This window comes from Pedobacter nutrimenti, from assembly GCF_032678445.1.
In the GTDB taxonomy this organism is placed as follows: Bacteria; Bacteroidota; Bacteroidia; order Sphingobacteriales; family Sphingobacteriaceae; genus Pedobacter; species Pedobacter nutrimenti_A.
Window position 1 is genome coordinate 460610 of the sequence record NZ_JAVTSQ010000004.1, and the last position, 14896, is coordinate 475505.

The following is a 14896-nucleotide window of genomic DNA, read 5'->3' on the forward strand; positions in this document are numbered from 1 at the left end:
CTGCTCAACCAAACTAACTACGAATGTATAAAAAATATACTAACAAATGGGGTGTGCCCAAGGGTCATGTCCATAAAGTTCTATTGATTATGAGGTTAACCACCATCATCTTAATCATGACCATCATGCAGGTAAGTGCATCTACTTTTGCACAGCGCATCACGCTGTCGGAAAAAAATGCGACGCTGAGTCAGATTTTTGATCGCATTTCTGATCAGTGCGGCTATGATTTTGTGTTTAATAGTGATTTGATGAAGGGGACTAAGTTGGTGACAATCAACGTGAAGAATACGGATCTGGAGAAGGTGCTGGAGCAGGTTTTTAAGGATCAGCCGGTTTATTTTTCCATTGAAGATCGGACGATTATAATAACGGGAAAAGAGTCCTCCCTATTAAACAATTTGAAAGACAAAGTCACCAATTTAATAGAACCAGTCGGCGACATCCGCGGAACGGTGACCGACAGCTTAGGGCAACCATTAGCTGGAGCAACTGTAAGTCTTAACCTAAAGGGACACATTCAAGTTGCAATTACTGATAACAAAGGTGAGTTTTATTTCAATAATTTACAACAGGAGCGTTATACCTTGCTCGTTACCTATGTTGGCTACAGCAAACTGGAAAAAGCGGTTAAAGTCGGCGGCAAGGAGGTATCACTTAAATTGGTAATGCACATTGTCCCTTCGGCACTTGACCAGGTACAGGTGATTGGCTATGGTACAGAATCTAAACGTTTTAGTGTTGGATCAGTATACACGGTCAATGCTGATGTGATAGGAAAACAGCCCGTAACTAATCCTTTACTGGCACTACAGGGGCAAGTTCCCGGGCTAAGTGTGGTAGCCATGAATGGTGTGCCCGGCTCAACAACACTCGTGCAGCTACGCGGCCAAAACTCATTAGCTACCAACCAGCTCTCCATGAAACCTTATGACCAGCCTTATTTTATTGTAGATGGCGTGCCTTTTGCGCCACAAAATGTGAACATTAGTCAATTAGCTAACCTTGCTAACGGGCAAAGTTTTTCCGGGGGGCTGGATCAGCCAATGGGTATGGGGGCTTTTAGTAATATCAATCCCAGTGATATAGAAAGCATAACTATTCTTAAAGATGCGGACGCGACCGCTATTTATGGTACCAAAGGTGCTAATGGTGTTATTCTGATCACTACAAAAAAAGGAAAAGCCGGTAAAACAACCGTTGAGGTAAGTGTTAACTCACAGGTTAACGCGGTTGCCCGGCCAGTACAACTGTTGAATACACAACAATATCTCGAGTTAAGAAGGCAGGCCTTTGCTCAGGACGGTATAACGCCAAGCGCTGATCCAAATGATGAATCCGGTTATGCGCCTGATCTGACCATTTATGATCAAAACAAATACACCAACTGGCAAAAGGTTATCCAAGGAAATAGTACCCATAATACAGATATGCATGCCAGCGTATCCGGCGGAAGCGGTAACAATACGTTCATTTTTTCAGGCGGTTATACCCGGTCAGACTATAATTATCCCGGTAATTTTGCTAATCAGCGATACAGCCTGCATAGCGGGTTAACCACCAGTTCGGCAAATAAAAAATTAAACTTAACCCTCATCACCGACTATTCATACAATCAAAATAATTCTGCTTCAGGTTATGCAGGTAGCGTTTTGCAATCCCCTAATGCACCAGACCAAATAGATGGTAACGGCAAATTGATATGGAGCTACAAAGGCGTGCCTGTCTATACCAACTTTTATGCTGGTTTACTGGAAAAATCCGATCTGCAAAGTTTTAATTTCAACAGTTCATTAAATGTCAACTATGAAATTCTGAATGGTTTAAAAATTGGGGCCGGCATGGGGTACAGCCGTAACACCGGTAACGAGCATTCCATATATCCATCCACTGCGCAAAATCCATCTTTTATAAATATCAGCGCGGCTTTTGCCAATACGTCTGCTCAAAATATTAATATTGATCCTCAGATAAATTATACCAGAACGATTGGTAAAGGAGAATTTACCGCGTTGCTGGGCGGTACCTATCAAAAGACTACAAGTGATTTCTATCAGACCCAGGCCTCTGGTTATTCCAGTGATGCTTTCCTCAGTTCAATTAATGGTGCGCGGACACTATATCCTTTTGATGCAGCAAACCTTAATAAGTACGTAGCTGTTTTTGGCCGTTTAAAATATATTTATGATCAAAAATATATTTTAGAGTTTAGCGGCAGGAGGGATGGCTCCAGTAATTTTGGCCCGGGCAATCAGTTTGGCACTTTTGGTTCTGTAGGTGCCGGCTGGCTTTTTTCTGAAGAGTCTGCATTCAAAAATGCCCTTTCTTTCATCAGTTATGGCAAACTTTCCGGTAGTTATGGAACAACAGGCAGTGATGCTTCTCAGGGTTATAAATTCCAGGCACTGTACAGCACTTTTCCCAATGGCAGTACCACACCTTTTCAAGGTATAAAGCAAAACATACCCATTAACCTGTACAATCCTGATTTTAAATGGGCGACAAAAAAATCAATAAATATCGGGTTAGACTTTGGATTTTTTAATAACCACTTAATGTTAAACGCTACCTATTACCGGGACCGTCAGGGAGACCAATTGGTGGAATATCCTTTGGCCGCACAATCGGGATTTTCTACCGTGTTTGAAAATCAACCTGCTGATGTTCAAAACAAAGGTTGGGAATTCACACTATCATCAACGAACATAAAAAGCGAAAATTTTACATGGTCAAGCAGTTTTAACATCTCATTTAACCGGAACAAACTATTGGCTTTTCCTAACCTCGAATCCTCATCATATGCGAGTCAGTACGTGATAGGCCAGCCTACCTCTATCGTATTTGGTTATCCGTATAAAGGTGTAAACCCCACCATAGGCATGTTTGAGTTTTACAAGGCTGATGGAACAGTTACATCCAATCCCGACTACCGGCTTGTGTCGCAAGGCGGTGACCGGGTGATCATCGGTAACAGGGAAACTAACTTCATGGGTGGCTTGGGCAATAACTTCAATTATAAGCAGTTCAGCCTTTCTGTTTTCTGCCAGTTTTCAAGCAGCACCCAGCCTAATGCGCTTTCTGCGATTTACAATGACAATAAGCCTCCGGGTATCGAAAGCAATTTACCTGATTATGTGCTTGGTAAATATTGGACAGGGCCGGGCGATACACAGGCCACACTACAACGTTTAGTGAGCAGTTACAGTTCGCAGTACATTGGCAATGCATATAATTTTTCGCAATCAACAGGGGCTTATACGAATGTTACTTATCTGAGGGTCAAAACTGTAGCGTTATCTTATAGTTTGCCGGATGCTTGGGTTCAAAAAGTTAATGTTAAGGGTGCCGGCATTTTTATAAATGCGCAAAACTTGTTTACCATCACCAATTATAAATTTGGTGACCCTGAACAGCCTGGTAGTTTTACCACCTTCCCATTGCAGCGTATCGTAGCGTTTGGTTTAAACCTCAAATTTTAGATAATATCAATCATGAGAAAATTATTTTCCAATAGAATTAAAATACTGGCTTGTGGTTTGTTACTTGCCTTAGGTACCCTTGCCGGCTGCAAAAAATTAATTGAAATACCTGCCAACCCACCAACGCAAATTATCAGGGAGCAGGTATTTACAGATAGTGCTACAACCATTTCGGCCGTTGCCGGGGTATATTCCTGTACACCTGGTGGAAGTGGTATTCCCTACAGCGACGGTCGTTTTACTGTAGTTACCGCTATATCAGGGCATGAAGTAGGCCCTGGGGGTGGTGATCTGGCGCAGTTTTTTAACTATACCGTTACCCAGGTAAATCAGAACTTATCTTCACTGTGGACGGCACCTTATACCGAGATCTACCAGGTAAACGACGTGATGGCCGGAATAACCAACAACAGTAATTTATCGGCTTCATTAGTAAAACAACTTACTGGCGAAATGAAAGTGGTAAGGGCTTTTTGTTATTTCAACATGGTTAATTTATTTGGCGGGGTACCTTTGGTGACTACAACTGATTATAAGATTACCGCTCAGCTGCCCAGGGCTTCGGTTGCCGCGGTGTATCACCAGATACTGACGGATCTTGACGATGCCGTTAAAAAATTACCTGTAACCTACCCTTCCGATGGTCATGTACGCGCTAACCTTTATACTGCAGTGGCTTTACAGGCAAAAGTTAATTTGTACCTGGGCAAATGGCAGGCTGCTTACAATGAAGCCGACTCAGTGATTAACTCAGGTTTGTTTGATCTAACAACTACCCCTTTAAGTGATGTGTTTTTGGAGGGAAGCGCTGAAGCAATCTGGCAGGTACCCATACAAAATTCGGATTATGGATCTGGGGAGGCGTCTTCCTTTGTGCCTTATTCTTCTGATCAAACACCAAAATACGTAGTAACAGAAGCATTGCTAAACCAGTTTGAGACAGGAGACCAGCGCCTTGAAAACTGGCTGGGTTTTAATGTAATAGATGGCAAAAAACTATACTATCCCGCTAAATACAAAGATTTGCAAACAACCAGCCCAGCCACAAATTATATGTTGCTGAGGTTTGCTGAAATGTACCTGATCCGTGCCGAAGCTGCTGCACAACTGGGCAATCTTAGCCAGGCCTTAGCTGATGTAAATACGCTGCGGGACAGGGCAGGCTTAGACGCCAGCACTGCTGATGAAACTGTACAAACTGCTGTACTAGCCGCTATAAGGAAAGAAAGGTGCACAGAAATGTGTTTTGAATTTGGCAGCAGATGGTTTGATCTGAACAGGACCAGTGCGGATAACAAATACCCGGCAAACGGACAAGCGCCTGCAGTATTAGCTGGTTGGCAACCCAATTTTTCCGTATATCCATTGCCGCAAGCGCAGCTGCAACTAAACAGTCACCTTATTCAAAACCCAGGTTATCATTAGACCATAAATTTCTTGCAGACAATCAATTCAATACCGGGTATAAATGATACCCCGGATTGGTTCTTATTTCAATAAAAAACAAAAATGGAAAATTCAATTTTGAGTATTAAGAATTTATCGCACCGTTACAGCAGTAGCTGGGCGATCCGCGACATCAACCTGGAAATAAATAGGACCGGGATTTTAGGGCTGCTCGGCTCAAACGGTGCTGGTAAATCAACAACGATGAACATCATGTGCGGCGTATTGAACCAAACTGAAGGTGCGGTGATGATTGACGGGAAAGATACTCGCGAACAGCCGGAATTGGCAAAAAGGCAGATCGGCTTCCTTGCACAAAATCCTCCTTTGTATTTAGACCTGACGGTAGATGAATACCTTATTTATACCGCAGAACTCAGAAGAATGGATAAAATGGCGATTAAACCAGCTCTGGAAGAAGCAAAAGACCGCTGCGGTATCGCGCACTTCAGTAACCGACTGATCAAAAATCTTTCAGGCGGTTACCGCCAGCGTGTAGGAATTGCTCAGGCCATCATTCATAAACCGAAGTTGGTGGTAATGGATGAGCCAACCAACGGACTTGACCCTAACCAGATTACCGAAGTACGCTCTTTGATTAAGGATATAGCGGTAGAGCGTGCGGTTATTTTTTCTTCACATGTTTTATCAGAAGTACAAATGTTATGTAAAGAGATCAAGATGATCGCCGATGGAAAGATCGTTTTTTCCGATTCAATGGATGCTTTTAACAATTACGTTGAGCCGCATAGCGTGTTAATGCATATGGAAAACCCACCATCAGCGGCTGAGCTATTGAAAATAGCCGGTATAGACAAAGTCGAGTTTGTAACAGAACGGCAGGCCCGTGTTTATTTTACCGGCGACTGCGAGATCACGGAACACTTGGTAGCGGCAAGCGTACACAATGGCTGGCGTTTGCAAGAGATCAACCTCGATAAAACCGCTCTTGATGAGATATTCAAACAATTATCCACTAAATCAACGCAATCTTAAAATATCCTGATAATGAACTTAATTTTTAAAATAGCAAAAGCAGAACTTCGTAATCTGTTTTACTCACCTATAGCCTGGTTTCTAACCATTGCTTTTATGGTAGAATGCGCGATTTCCTATACGATGTTAATCAACAGTAACGCCAGTCGGCAGGAAATGGGGGGGATGAGCCTGAACTGGATGAGTCAGTTAACTTTTGATGTCTTCACAAGCGAATACGGATTGTTTGTCGGCATTATGCAAAACCTATATCTGTATATTCCCTTATTGACCATGGGGCTGATTAGCCGGGAAATTAATGGCGGGACCATCAGCCTGCTGTACTCATCACCCGTAAAAGTAAGGGAAATCGTTTTAGGTAAATACCTGGCGATGCTGGTGTATAGCTTCATCTTATTGTTTGTGATCGGCATCTTTATGGTATCCGGTATTTTTCATATTACATCGGCAGATTACGGGATGCTTTTGGCAGCTGCGCTGGGTTTCTATTTACTGCTGGCTGCTTATTCGGCAATTGGACTTTTCATGTCCAGCTTAACCAGTTACCAGATCGTTGCTGCGGTAAGCACCTTTGTGATGATCGGGGTCCTGAGTTATATAGGTACATTATGGCAGTCAATAGATTTTATCCGAGACATCACCTACTTCTTATCACTTTCGGGCCGTACCAGCCATATGCTTGGAGGGTTAATTACCACCAACGATGTAATCTATTTTATCCTGATTGTATTTGTCTTCCTGGGGCTAACGATGTATAAATTACAATCGGGGCGCGAGACCAAGGCCTGGTATGTAAATGCCGGCCGCTACCTGGCGATTGTGATTACTGCACTAATCATCGGTTACGTTGCTTCGCGCCCAAGCCTGATCGGTTATTGGGATACCACCGCAAATCAAGACAATACCCTTACTCCCAATGCACAAAAAATTGTAAAAGAATTTGGCAATGATAAATTAGAGGTCACTGCATACACTAATTTTTTGGATAACTATTATTCGTTTGGCCTACCTGAACGACGCAACGAATATTTAAGTAGATGGGAAATCTATTTACGGTTTAAGCCGGATATTGATTTCCATTATGTGAACTATTATGATGTGCCTATGGCCCTGAAGTATGACTTTTTTGCTTCTTACAAGGGCAAGACGCTAAATGAAATCGCAGAGCAAAGAGTCAAAGGTGCTGGTTTAAGTATGGATATGTTTAAAACACCACAACAGATCCAAAAAGAAATTGATCTAAAGCCGGAATTGAACAGATTTGTAATGAAACTAACCTATAAGGGAAGGTCAACTTTTCTGCGGGTGTTTGACGACCCGATTGTCTGGCCAATGGAGGCCGAAGTTTCGGCGGCTTTTAAAAGATTGCTGCAAGCTGAAATTCCGAAAATTGCTTTTGTAACCGGCGAAGGAGAGCGTAAAACCGATAAAAAAGGTGACAGGGAATATAAAGCAGTAACCAGTGCCAAAACATTCCGATTTGCGCTCATCAACCAGGGTTTTGATATAGATACGCTTTCACTAGGCACTCAGGAGATCCCGGATAATATTAAAGCCCTGGTCATCGCAGACCCGCAAAATGAATTAAGTGCAGCAGCCACCGAAAAAATCAAAGCTTACATTGCAAGAGGTGGAAACCTGTTGATCGCCGGTGAACCGGGCAGGCAGCAAATGCTAAACCCATTGCTGAAAACATTAGGGGTGCAACTGATGGACGGCATGCTGGCGCAGGAAAGTGAAGATTATTCGCCCACACTGGTGCTGTCGCATTTAACAAAAGCTGGTATAGGTCTCAACAAACTATTAGATAAACCTTCGATAGATACCTTACCTGTTTCAATGAACGGTGTGGCAGGATTAACGTATCGTGATACCATTGGCTTTCATGCTCAGTCTTTACTGATCACCCAAGCCGGATTGGCGAAAAATACCAGAAGACGCAACCCTGATCTGGATCTTGTAAATAAAAAAGAAGAGGTTGTGACGAGCCAGGCTGGAGGAGTGGCGATGATGGCACCAGAAGGTGGTGCTGTTAGTGTAGCAACAGGCGTGCGAAAAGCAGGCGTAAAGAAACCATCAACCGCTACTGCAGGGAACAAGGATGTTTTTACCACTGTACTGGCATTAACGCGAAAGATCAATGGCAAAGAGCAACGGATCATTGTAAGCGGGGATGCTGACCTATTTAGTAATTCTGAGAGTCAAAGAAACGTCCCGCAGGTAATAAACTTTAACTTTAGCACGGCATTATTCAGCTGGTTAGATTATGGCCAGTATCCGGTAGATACGTCGCGTCCAGATTCTAAAGACAACCGGGTAACGGTAAGTACAGACCATGTGGCCTTTTTAAAGGTCGTGTATATCTATGTAATACCTGGTTTGATCCTGATCTTCGCCGCGATCTTCTTAATCCGACGTAAAAGGAAATAAATATGTTATTCACAACAGATCAACAAACGCAGGAAGACCTGAATATCTATGGGAAACAGGGAAAGGATTCTATCCTTTCCCTGTTCAACCGCACCTCAACACTTAACGGCTCAAGGCTGCTGGAAGAACTGTTCCGTTACCCGCTTTCAGATGCAGCAGCAATTAATGCGCGCATGAAGAAGATCGGCTACCTGCAAAACTTAAAAACAGCCTTTCCATTCAGTTCCGAGCTGTTTGATCAGGCAGAACAATATCTGGCTGATAAGGACGAAAGGACGAAGGTTCCGGCAGAAAGGCCAACACTGGAAAAAAAATTGACCAGCCTCGTAACATCAAATGCAGACTACAGGCAAATTACGAGCGGCATAGCGGCGCTGATAGAAATTATACAGCAGTTAAACCACCTGTTAATGCACACCCTGGTATTGGCTGGCAGCCCTTTTATAAGCGATGAGGAAACGTTGAGCATCAACAGAATCTTGAACTCAGCGCCCATTAGTTTGCTATTAGCGGAAAACCCAAAAAGCAAACTGGTTCACGGGAAATTAGCCAAATACGATGCCATGCTTAGGTTTAGGTATCGGGATACTGTGCAGCAGGTGCTGAGATACATTTACCAATTAGATGTTTACCTGACAGTAGCCAGGGTAGCTACAGAAAGAAATTTCATTTTCCCTAAAGCGCTGACCCGCGAAGCGCATGTAATTAAAATCACTGGGTTTTATCACCCCCAATTAGAAAACGCAGTAGCCAATACGCTTAATATCTCAGCAGATTCAAACGTCGTGTTCTTAACCGGGGCCAACATGGCCGGCAAATCCACGTTTATGAAATCCCTGGGAATTGCCATGTACCTTGCACACATGGGGTTCCCGGTAGCGGCAAAAGAAATGGAGTTTTCCGTATTGGATGGAATTTATACAACCATTAACCTGCCGGATAATCTGGGGATAGGTGCCAGCCATTTTTACGCTGAAGTATTACGGATAAAAAAGATAGCTAAAGAACTGAGCAATGGAGCAAACATCTTTGTGATCTTTGATGAACTGTTCAGAGGGACAAATGTAAAAGATGCCTATGATGCCACCCTGGCCATTACTACAGGGTTCGCTAAAAAACACAATAGTGTATTTGTGATTTCTACGCACATCATAGAAGCGGGCGAGGTATTAAAAGAAATTCCCAACATCAGCTTTAAATATTTGCCTACCAGGATGAAGGGGATGATTCCTGAATATACCTATACACTGGAAAATGGAGTTACTGACGACCGGCACGGGATGATTATCATTAAAAATGAAGGCATCCTGGAGCTGTTAACGAAAAGAAAGGAGACACTAGCCTGATGAGTTTTATAGCCGATAAACAAACACTTGAAGATCTGAACCTGCTGGGTAAATACAAGCAGCACTCCATCTTTAGCCTGTTCAACAAAGTACAAACAACAGGGGGGGAGCGGCTGCTCTCCAAAATGTTTGAGAACCCGATGACAGACCATGAAGCTATTAATAGCCGCAGCACGCTTATTAACTATTTCGAAAACAAACAAATCAGCTTTCCTTTTAGTAATGAGCAGTTTAGTTTTATGGAAAATTACCTCAGCGGCAGCAGTGCAGGCAATTATCCGGTAACATTGCTCAACATGGCCAGAAAGAAATTATTGGCGGCAATAGTAAGAGATGAAGAATATCCAAAGATCCAAAGCGGATTACAACATAGTTTGGAAGTATTGCAACAGTGCAAAATATTTATCAATCAGTTATCCGACCAGCAGCAGCAACATCCATTTTTTGCGGAGTTGCTTGTCGCAAAAAATATCCTTAACGATCCCCGGTTGCCGGCCACAGCAGTGCAGATAGCTACCCAGAGCTCTTTGGGACAAGTTGCTAAAAATGATCACCTGTTGAGACATACCATGAGGTCAGGACTGACAACAGTAATGGAAACCTTTTATCAGCTGGATGTTTACATTGCCGTAGCTAAACTGGCAAAAGAAAAGGATTTTAGTTATGCAAAGGCACTGCCTAAAGACAATCACCTTCTGAATGCGGTTGAGCTTAGACATCCCAATATCGAAAAAGCAGTAGCTAACCCGGTTTCTTTGCATCAGGAAAGAAACATGGTCTTTTTAACGGGAGCCAATATGGCGGGCAAGTCTACCTTTATGAAGTCTTTTGGTATCAATGTTTACCTGGCGCATATGGGCTTTCCTGTAGCCGCTAAGGAGATGATATTTTCGGTTAAAGATGGTATCTATAGCTCCATTAATGTACCAGATAATCTGGATATGGGTTACAGTCATTTTTATGCGGAAGTGCTGCGGGTTAAAAAAGTAGCTGAAGAAGTTAACAAGGAAAAGAACCTCGTGATCATCTTTGATGAGTTATTTAAAGGCACGAATGTCAAAGACGCTTACGATGCGACGCTTGCGGTAACAGCCGCATTCAGCGCATTCCGCAATTGTCTGTTCATAATTTCTACGCATATTATTGAAGCAGGAGTAGTTTTACAGCAGCAGCAACCCAATATACAAATGTTATACTTGCCTACCGTTATGAATGGAAATATCCCCACTTACACTTATCGGTTAGCTTCGGGCATCTCCAGCGACCGCCATGGGATGATGATCATTGTAAATGAAGGTATATTGGAAATGCTCAAATAAAGCTTCTATTTACTGTTGCCATAGAGGAAGCTTCCTTCAAAAAGGAGAAGGCTACTAAAGCCTTCTCCTTTTTGATTAATATAAATGATGATAATCTGAAACTAAACCATCCATCTCTTGATAAAACGTAGGTAGAAATTGTAGCCAATGGGATTGAAAGGATAATCGGACCTTAATGAACAAGAAGTTGCCATTGATATCCAGTATTTTAGTATAATGTTAGAATTTTAAAATTATTAATAATGAAAAAAAACATTTCTTTTTATATGCATTTATTAGTTTTTGTCTTGTTTTCAGGTAGTCTGGAAGCTCAGGTTGGCTTGACAAAAGCTGCCGCGACGAAAATGTCTACACTAATGATTTCTGAAATTATTGAAGCTCAAAAAGAAAAGGCTGCAGCCAGTTGGGCAAAAGGAGAGATAAATATTAAAGATAAAAAACTTAAGTTCGCCTACCATGTGTTTGGAGATAAGCCCGTCGATGGGCGTAGTCTGTATATTTCAATGCACGGCGGTGGAAATACGGAATCAACAGTAAATGATCAGCAATGGGAAAATCAGTTTTATCTTTATCGGCCCAGTGAAGGTGTCTATGTAGCACCCAGGGCACCTACCAATACTTGGAATCTATGGCATGAAGATCATGTAGATGATTTTTTCGAGCAGTTGATTAAAGATGCCATAATAATGGAAGATGTGAATCCCAATAAGGTCTATATTATGGGGTATTCAGCAGGTGGTGATGGAACTTTCCAGCTTGCCCCACGTATGGCAGACTATTGGGCTGCAGCTTCTATGATGGCCGGTCATCCTGGTGATGCTAGTGCTCTAGGTTTAAGAAACCTACCTTTTTCCATTTTTATGGGTGGGGCTGATGATGCATACCAAAGAAATGAACATGCTGTTTCCTGGGGTGAAAAACTGGATAGTCTTCAGAAAACAGCACCTGGATTCTACATTCATGATGTTCATGTTTTTCCAGGGATGCCACATTGGATGGATAGAAAGGATTCAATCGCAATGCCCTGGATGGCTAAGTTTAAAAGAAATCCCCTGCCAACTAAAGTGGTTTGGCACCAGGATGATCGTTTGCGGAGCAGATTCTATTGGTTGGGACTTCCTGAAGAGGGTATGATTGCTCATGCAGAGACTATAGTTTCTATCTTAGAAAATACAATCACAATTGAAAAAAATGACAATCCTACGTTATACATTTATCTCAATGATCGTATGCTAAATTTGGATAAAAAAGTAAAAGTAGTTTATAAAGGAACTGTAATCTTTAATAAAAAAATCAAAAGGACTTCAGCAACCATCAGCGAAACAGCAAAAAGAATAGATAAGGACCTTATTTTTTATTCCAGATTAACCCTGAAAAATGGACAGGTAATTTTATAAAATTATCCGGTCTTCTACTGAAATGAGTTTACAGTTTTCCTGGTGTAGCAGAGCTTAAACCTGGTGATATTGCAACTGCGATTGAGTTAGATTACTACCTTTCTGTAAAATAATATTAACATTGTCAATATCGAACTTTTGATAATGAACCACTATATAGAGTAGGCTTGGTGATTTTCATTTTAATTTTTTGTAAATTTAACTGGGTTTAGAAATGCACACAACATGACCAAAGGTACAGCCGAACGAAGATCTTTGCTTGAATTTACGGAGAAGGAACTATTAGGGAAACTTAAGGATGGTGATGAATTGGCTTTTAGAGCGATATTTGATCTGCATTTTAGAAGGTTATATACTTTTTGTTTCCGGTTTTTGAAAGATAAGGAACAGTCGGAAGAGGTTGTTCATGATGCTTTGATTAATTTTTGGGTCAATAGGAAAAAAGTAAATGAAGACCTGTCTATTTTGCCTTATTTATATACTATTACCAGACGTTTGGCCTTAAATCATCTGCGTAATATAGCTACTTCTAAAAAAGCTATTGATGAGCTTTGGAATAATATGGAAAGGCTCAGTAATGAAACTGAAGAATCTATATTGTTAAATGATCTGAGACAATTCACAGAAACTGCAGTGGTCAACCTTCCGCCCCAACAACAGGTTATATTTAGATTGAGCAGATATGAAGGGCTTAATTATGATGAAATTGCTGAGCAAACTGGTCTTTCCCGAAATACAGTGAAAAATCATTTGGTTGCAGCGCTGAAGACTTTAAGAACGCATTTCAATCAATCTGATGTGGCGTATTTTGTATTGCTTTCTACCGTGTTGCTAAAATAAATTTTCATCTGACTAGTCCTGTTTTGATTTTGCCGTGTAATGCTATATATAAACCAAATATAGAAGGTAATAGCTATCATGGAGAATCAGGAATACATCAGGAGTTTAATCAAACAGTTTACAGATGGAAACATCAGTAAAGATGCTTATGCTGAACTGGTTCAATATCTGAACACTGCTAAAGATAATGACAATATCTACGAGGCTATGGATCGGGTTTGGGATAAAATGGATAACCTGGAAGAGTACAGCAAAAGCGAAGCAGATCTTTTTTACCAAAAACTGATTAGTGATCAAAGGTTTAGTGAGGTAAAGACATATAAACTATGGTCACGTGTCGCTGCGGCAGCAGCAGTTCTTTTAATCGTTGGTTTAAGCATCTTCTTTTATACATCCTATTATGCTCCCCGTCATCTCGAGGGAAGCGCAGCGACGAGAGACCTGTTAACTAACGACATCAAACCCGGCTCCAACAAAGCTTACCTAGTTCTATCAAACGGCAAACGCGTATCCTTAACCGATGCAGCAAACGGCGAACTCGCCAAAGAAGCAGGAGTGGAGATCACAAAAACTGCCGATGGACAAGTAGTCTATAAAACGGCGACTGATATTAGCGATCGTATAAACGGTCGTCATCCTGTCCCGGACTTGATCCGGGATCTATCAGGATCTCGGACTAGTTATTCGAATGCTCTCAACACAATCGAAACGCCCCGTGGGGGGCAATACCAGATCAGACTCCCTGACGGATCCAAAGTATGGCTTAACGCCGCTTCTAAATTGATTTATCCCGTTACCTTTAATGGGCGTGGGCAGCGGGTAGTTGAACTTAGTGGCGAAGCCTACTTTGAAATATTTAAGAATAAACTCCAACCTTTTGTAGTCAAATCCAAAAATCAGGAAGTTACTGTACTGGGTACCCACTTTAATATTAACACGTACGATGATGAACCCAATACCAAAACCACTTTACTAGAAGGCTCCGTGCAGGTAAGCGGTCGTCATCCTGAATTCATTTCAGGACCTCCGCTCAAACAAGTCCTTAAACCCGGCCAGCAATCCATTCTTGCCGGAGGCAAGATCAACGTAATACCCGCAGACCTGATCGAAACCATGGCCTGGCAAAAAGGTGATTTTGTGTTCAAAAACGAATCTCTGGAAAGCATTATGAGAAAAATATGCCGCTGGTACAATGTGGAAGTGATCTACGTAGGCAAAATAGACACCAAACAGACTTTTTCCGGGCAGGTATCCAGAAATAAGAATATCTCAGAAGTATTAAAAGCGCTGGAATCCGGCGGTACACTCAAGTTTAAAATAGAAGGCAAAAAAATACGAATAACCAATTAACAAAAATCAACTAACCGACAAAACCAACAACCAAAATGAAGAAGTACAACAAAAAAGACCCGTAATACAAGCAAGAAGAAATGACTTAATGAGATAAAAAAAACCGGAAGCATTGGTTAAATACTCCCGGCCAATTTGAAAAAATCATTCAAGTCATTCATTAAAACCTTACACGCATAAGGTATTGCTTAAAACAATTGATTAATGAACAACGTAGTGCCTTTGTACTTTTTCCGGAGTTAAGGCACTACAACGAAACACTAATATATGAATTTTTATATAAAAATTCCAGG

At 41.7% G+C, this 14896-nt stretch carries 9 protein-coding genes; all 9 read left to right on the top strand.

Going from position 1 to position 14896, the window contains the following annotated elements; all coding sequences use genetic code 11:
- Positions 1 to 23 precede the first annotated feature (23 nt).
- Positions 24 to 3479, top strand: coding sequence for a SusC/RagA family TonB-linked outer membrane protein (locus tag R2S08_RS09435; protein ID WP_316834934.1), 3456 nt, complete (start codon positions 24 to 26; stop codon positions 3477 to 3479).
- Positions 3480 to 3491: 12 nt separating this feature from the next.
- The gene (locus R2S08_RS09440) at positions 3492 to 4904 is read left to right on the top strand and encodes a RagB/SusD family nutrient uptake outer membrane protein (protein WP_316834935.1); all 1413 of its coding nucleotides are present in this window, start codon (positions 3492 to 3494) and stop codon (positions 4902 to 4904) included.
- 84 nt (positions 4905 to 4988) lie between these two features.
- A complete protein-coding gene (locus R2S08_RS09445) occupies positions 4989 to 5921 on the top strand; it encodes an ABC transporter ATP-binding protein (protein ID WP_316834936.1) in 933 nt (310 codons plus the stop codon).
- A gap of 12 nt (positions 5922 to 5933) precedes the next feature.
- Positions 5934 to 8351 carry a Gldg family protein gene (locus R2S08_RS09450; RefSeq protein ID WP_316834937.1) on the top strand — a complete coding sequence of 806 codons (2418 nt, stop codon included), beginning with the start codon at positions 5934 to 5936 and terminating at the stop codon, positions 8349 to 8351.
- 2 nt (positions 8352 to 8353) lie between these two features.
- Positions 8354 to 9697 carry a MutS-related protein gene (locus tag R2S08_RS09455; protein WP_316834938.1) on the top strand — a complete coding sequence of 448 codons (1344 nt, stop codon included), beginning with the start codon at positions 8354 to 8356 and terminating at the stop codon, positions 9695 to 9697.
- Positions 9697 to 11016, top strand: coding sequence for a MutS-related protein (locus R2S08_RS09460; protein WP_316834939.1), 1320 nt, complete (start codon positions 9697 to 9699; stop codon positions 11014 to 11016). The genes R2S08_RS09455 and R2S08_RS09460 overlap by 1 nt, the downstream gene beginning before the upstream one ends.
- A 242-nt stretch (positions 11017 to 11258) precedes the next feature.
- Positions 11259 to 12413 carry a hypothetical protein gene (locus tag R2S08_RS09465; protein ID WP_316834940.1) on the top strand — a complete coding sequence of 385 codons (1155 nt, stop codon included), beginning with the start codon at positions 11259 to 11261 and terminating at the stop codon, positions 12411 to 12413.
- A gap of 225 nt (positions 12414 to 12638) precedes the next feature.
- Positions 12639 to 13253 (top strand): RNA polymerase sigma-70 factor, encoded by a 615-nt coding sequence (locus R2S08_RS09470; RefSeq protein WP_316834941.1) that lies wholly within the window; start codon positions 12639 to 12641, stop codon positions 13251 to 13253.
- A gap of 78 nt (positions 13254 to 13331) precedes the next feature.
- Complete coding sequence (locus tag R2S08_RS09475; RefSeq protein WP_316834942.1) at positions 13332 to 14603, top strand: FecR family protein; 1272 nt, start codon at positions 13332 to 13334, stop codon at positions 14601 to 14603.
- Positions 14604 to 14896 lie beyond the last annotated feature (293 nt).

What these genes read in the sequence shown, in the direction of transcription:
- R2S08_RS09435 (WP_316834934.1), top strand. Translation starts at nt 24, where the DNA reads ATGTATAAAAAATATACTAACAAATGGGGTGTGCCCAAGGGTCATGTC.
- R2S08_RS09440 (WP_316834935.1), top strand. Translation starts at nt 3,492, where the DNA reads ATGAGAAAATTATTTTCCAATAGAATTAAAATACTGGCTTGTGGTTTG.
- R2S08_RS09445 (WP_316834936.1), top strand. Translation starts at nt 4,989, where the DNA reads ATGGAAAATTCAATTTTGAGTATTAAGAATTTATCGCACCGTTACAGC.
- R2S08_RS09450 (WP_316834937.1), top strand. Translation starts at nt 5,934, where the DNA reads ATGAACTTAATTTTTAAAATAGCAAAAGCAGAACTTCGTAATCTGTTT.
- R2S08_RS09455 (WP_316834938.1), top strand. Translation starts at nt 8,354, where the DNA reads ATGTTATTCACAACAGATCAACAAACGCAGGAAGACCTGAATATCTAT.
- R2S08_RS09460 (WP_316834939.1), top strand. Translation starts at nt 9,697, where the DNA reads ATGAGTTTTATAGCCGATAAACAAACACTTGAAGATCTGAACCTGCTG.
- R2S08_RS09465 (WP_316834940.1), top strand. Translation starts at nt 11,259, where the DNA reads ATGAAAAAAAACATTTCTTTTTATATGCATTTATTAGTTTTTGTCTTG.
- R2S08_RS09470 (WP_316834941.1), top strand. Translation starts at nt 12,639, where the DNA reads ATGACCAAAGGTACAGCCGAACGAAGATCTTTGCTTGAATTTACGGAG.
- R2S08_RS09475 (WP_316834942.1), top strand. Translation starts at nt 13,332, where the DNA reads ATGGAGAATCAGGAATACATCAGGAGTTTAATCAAACAGTTTACAGAT.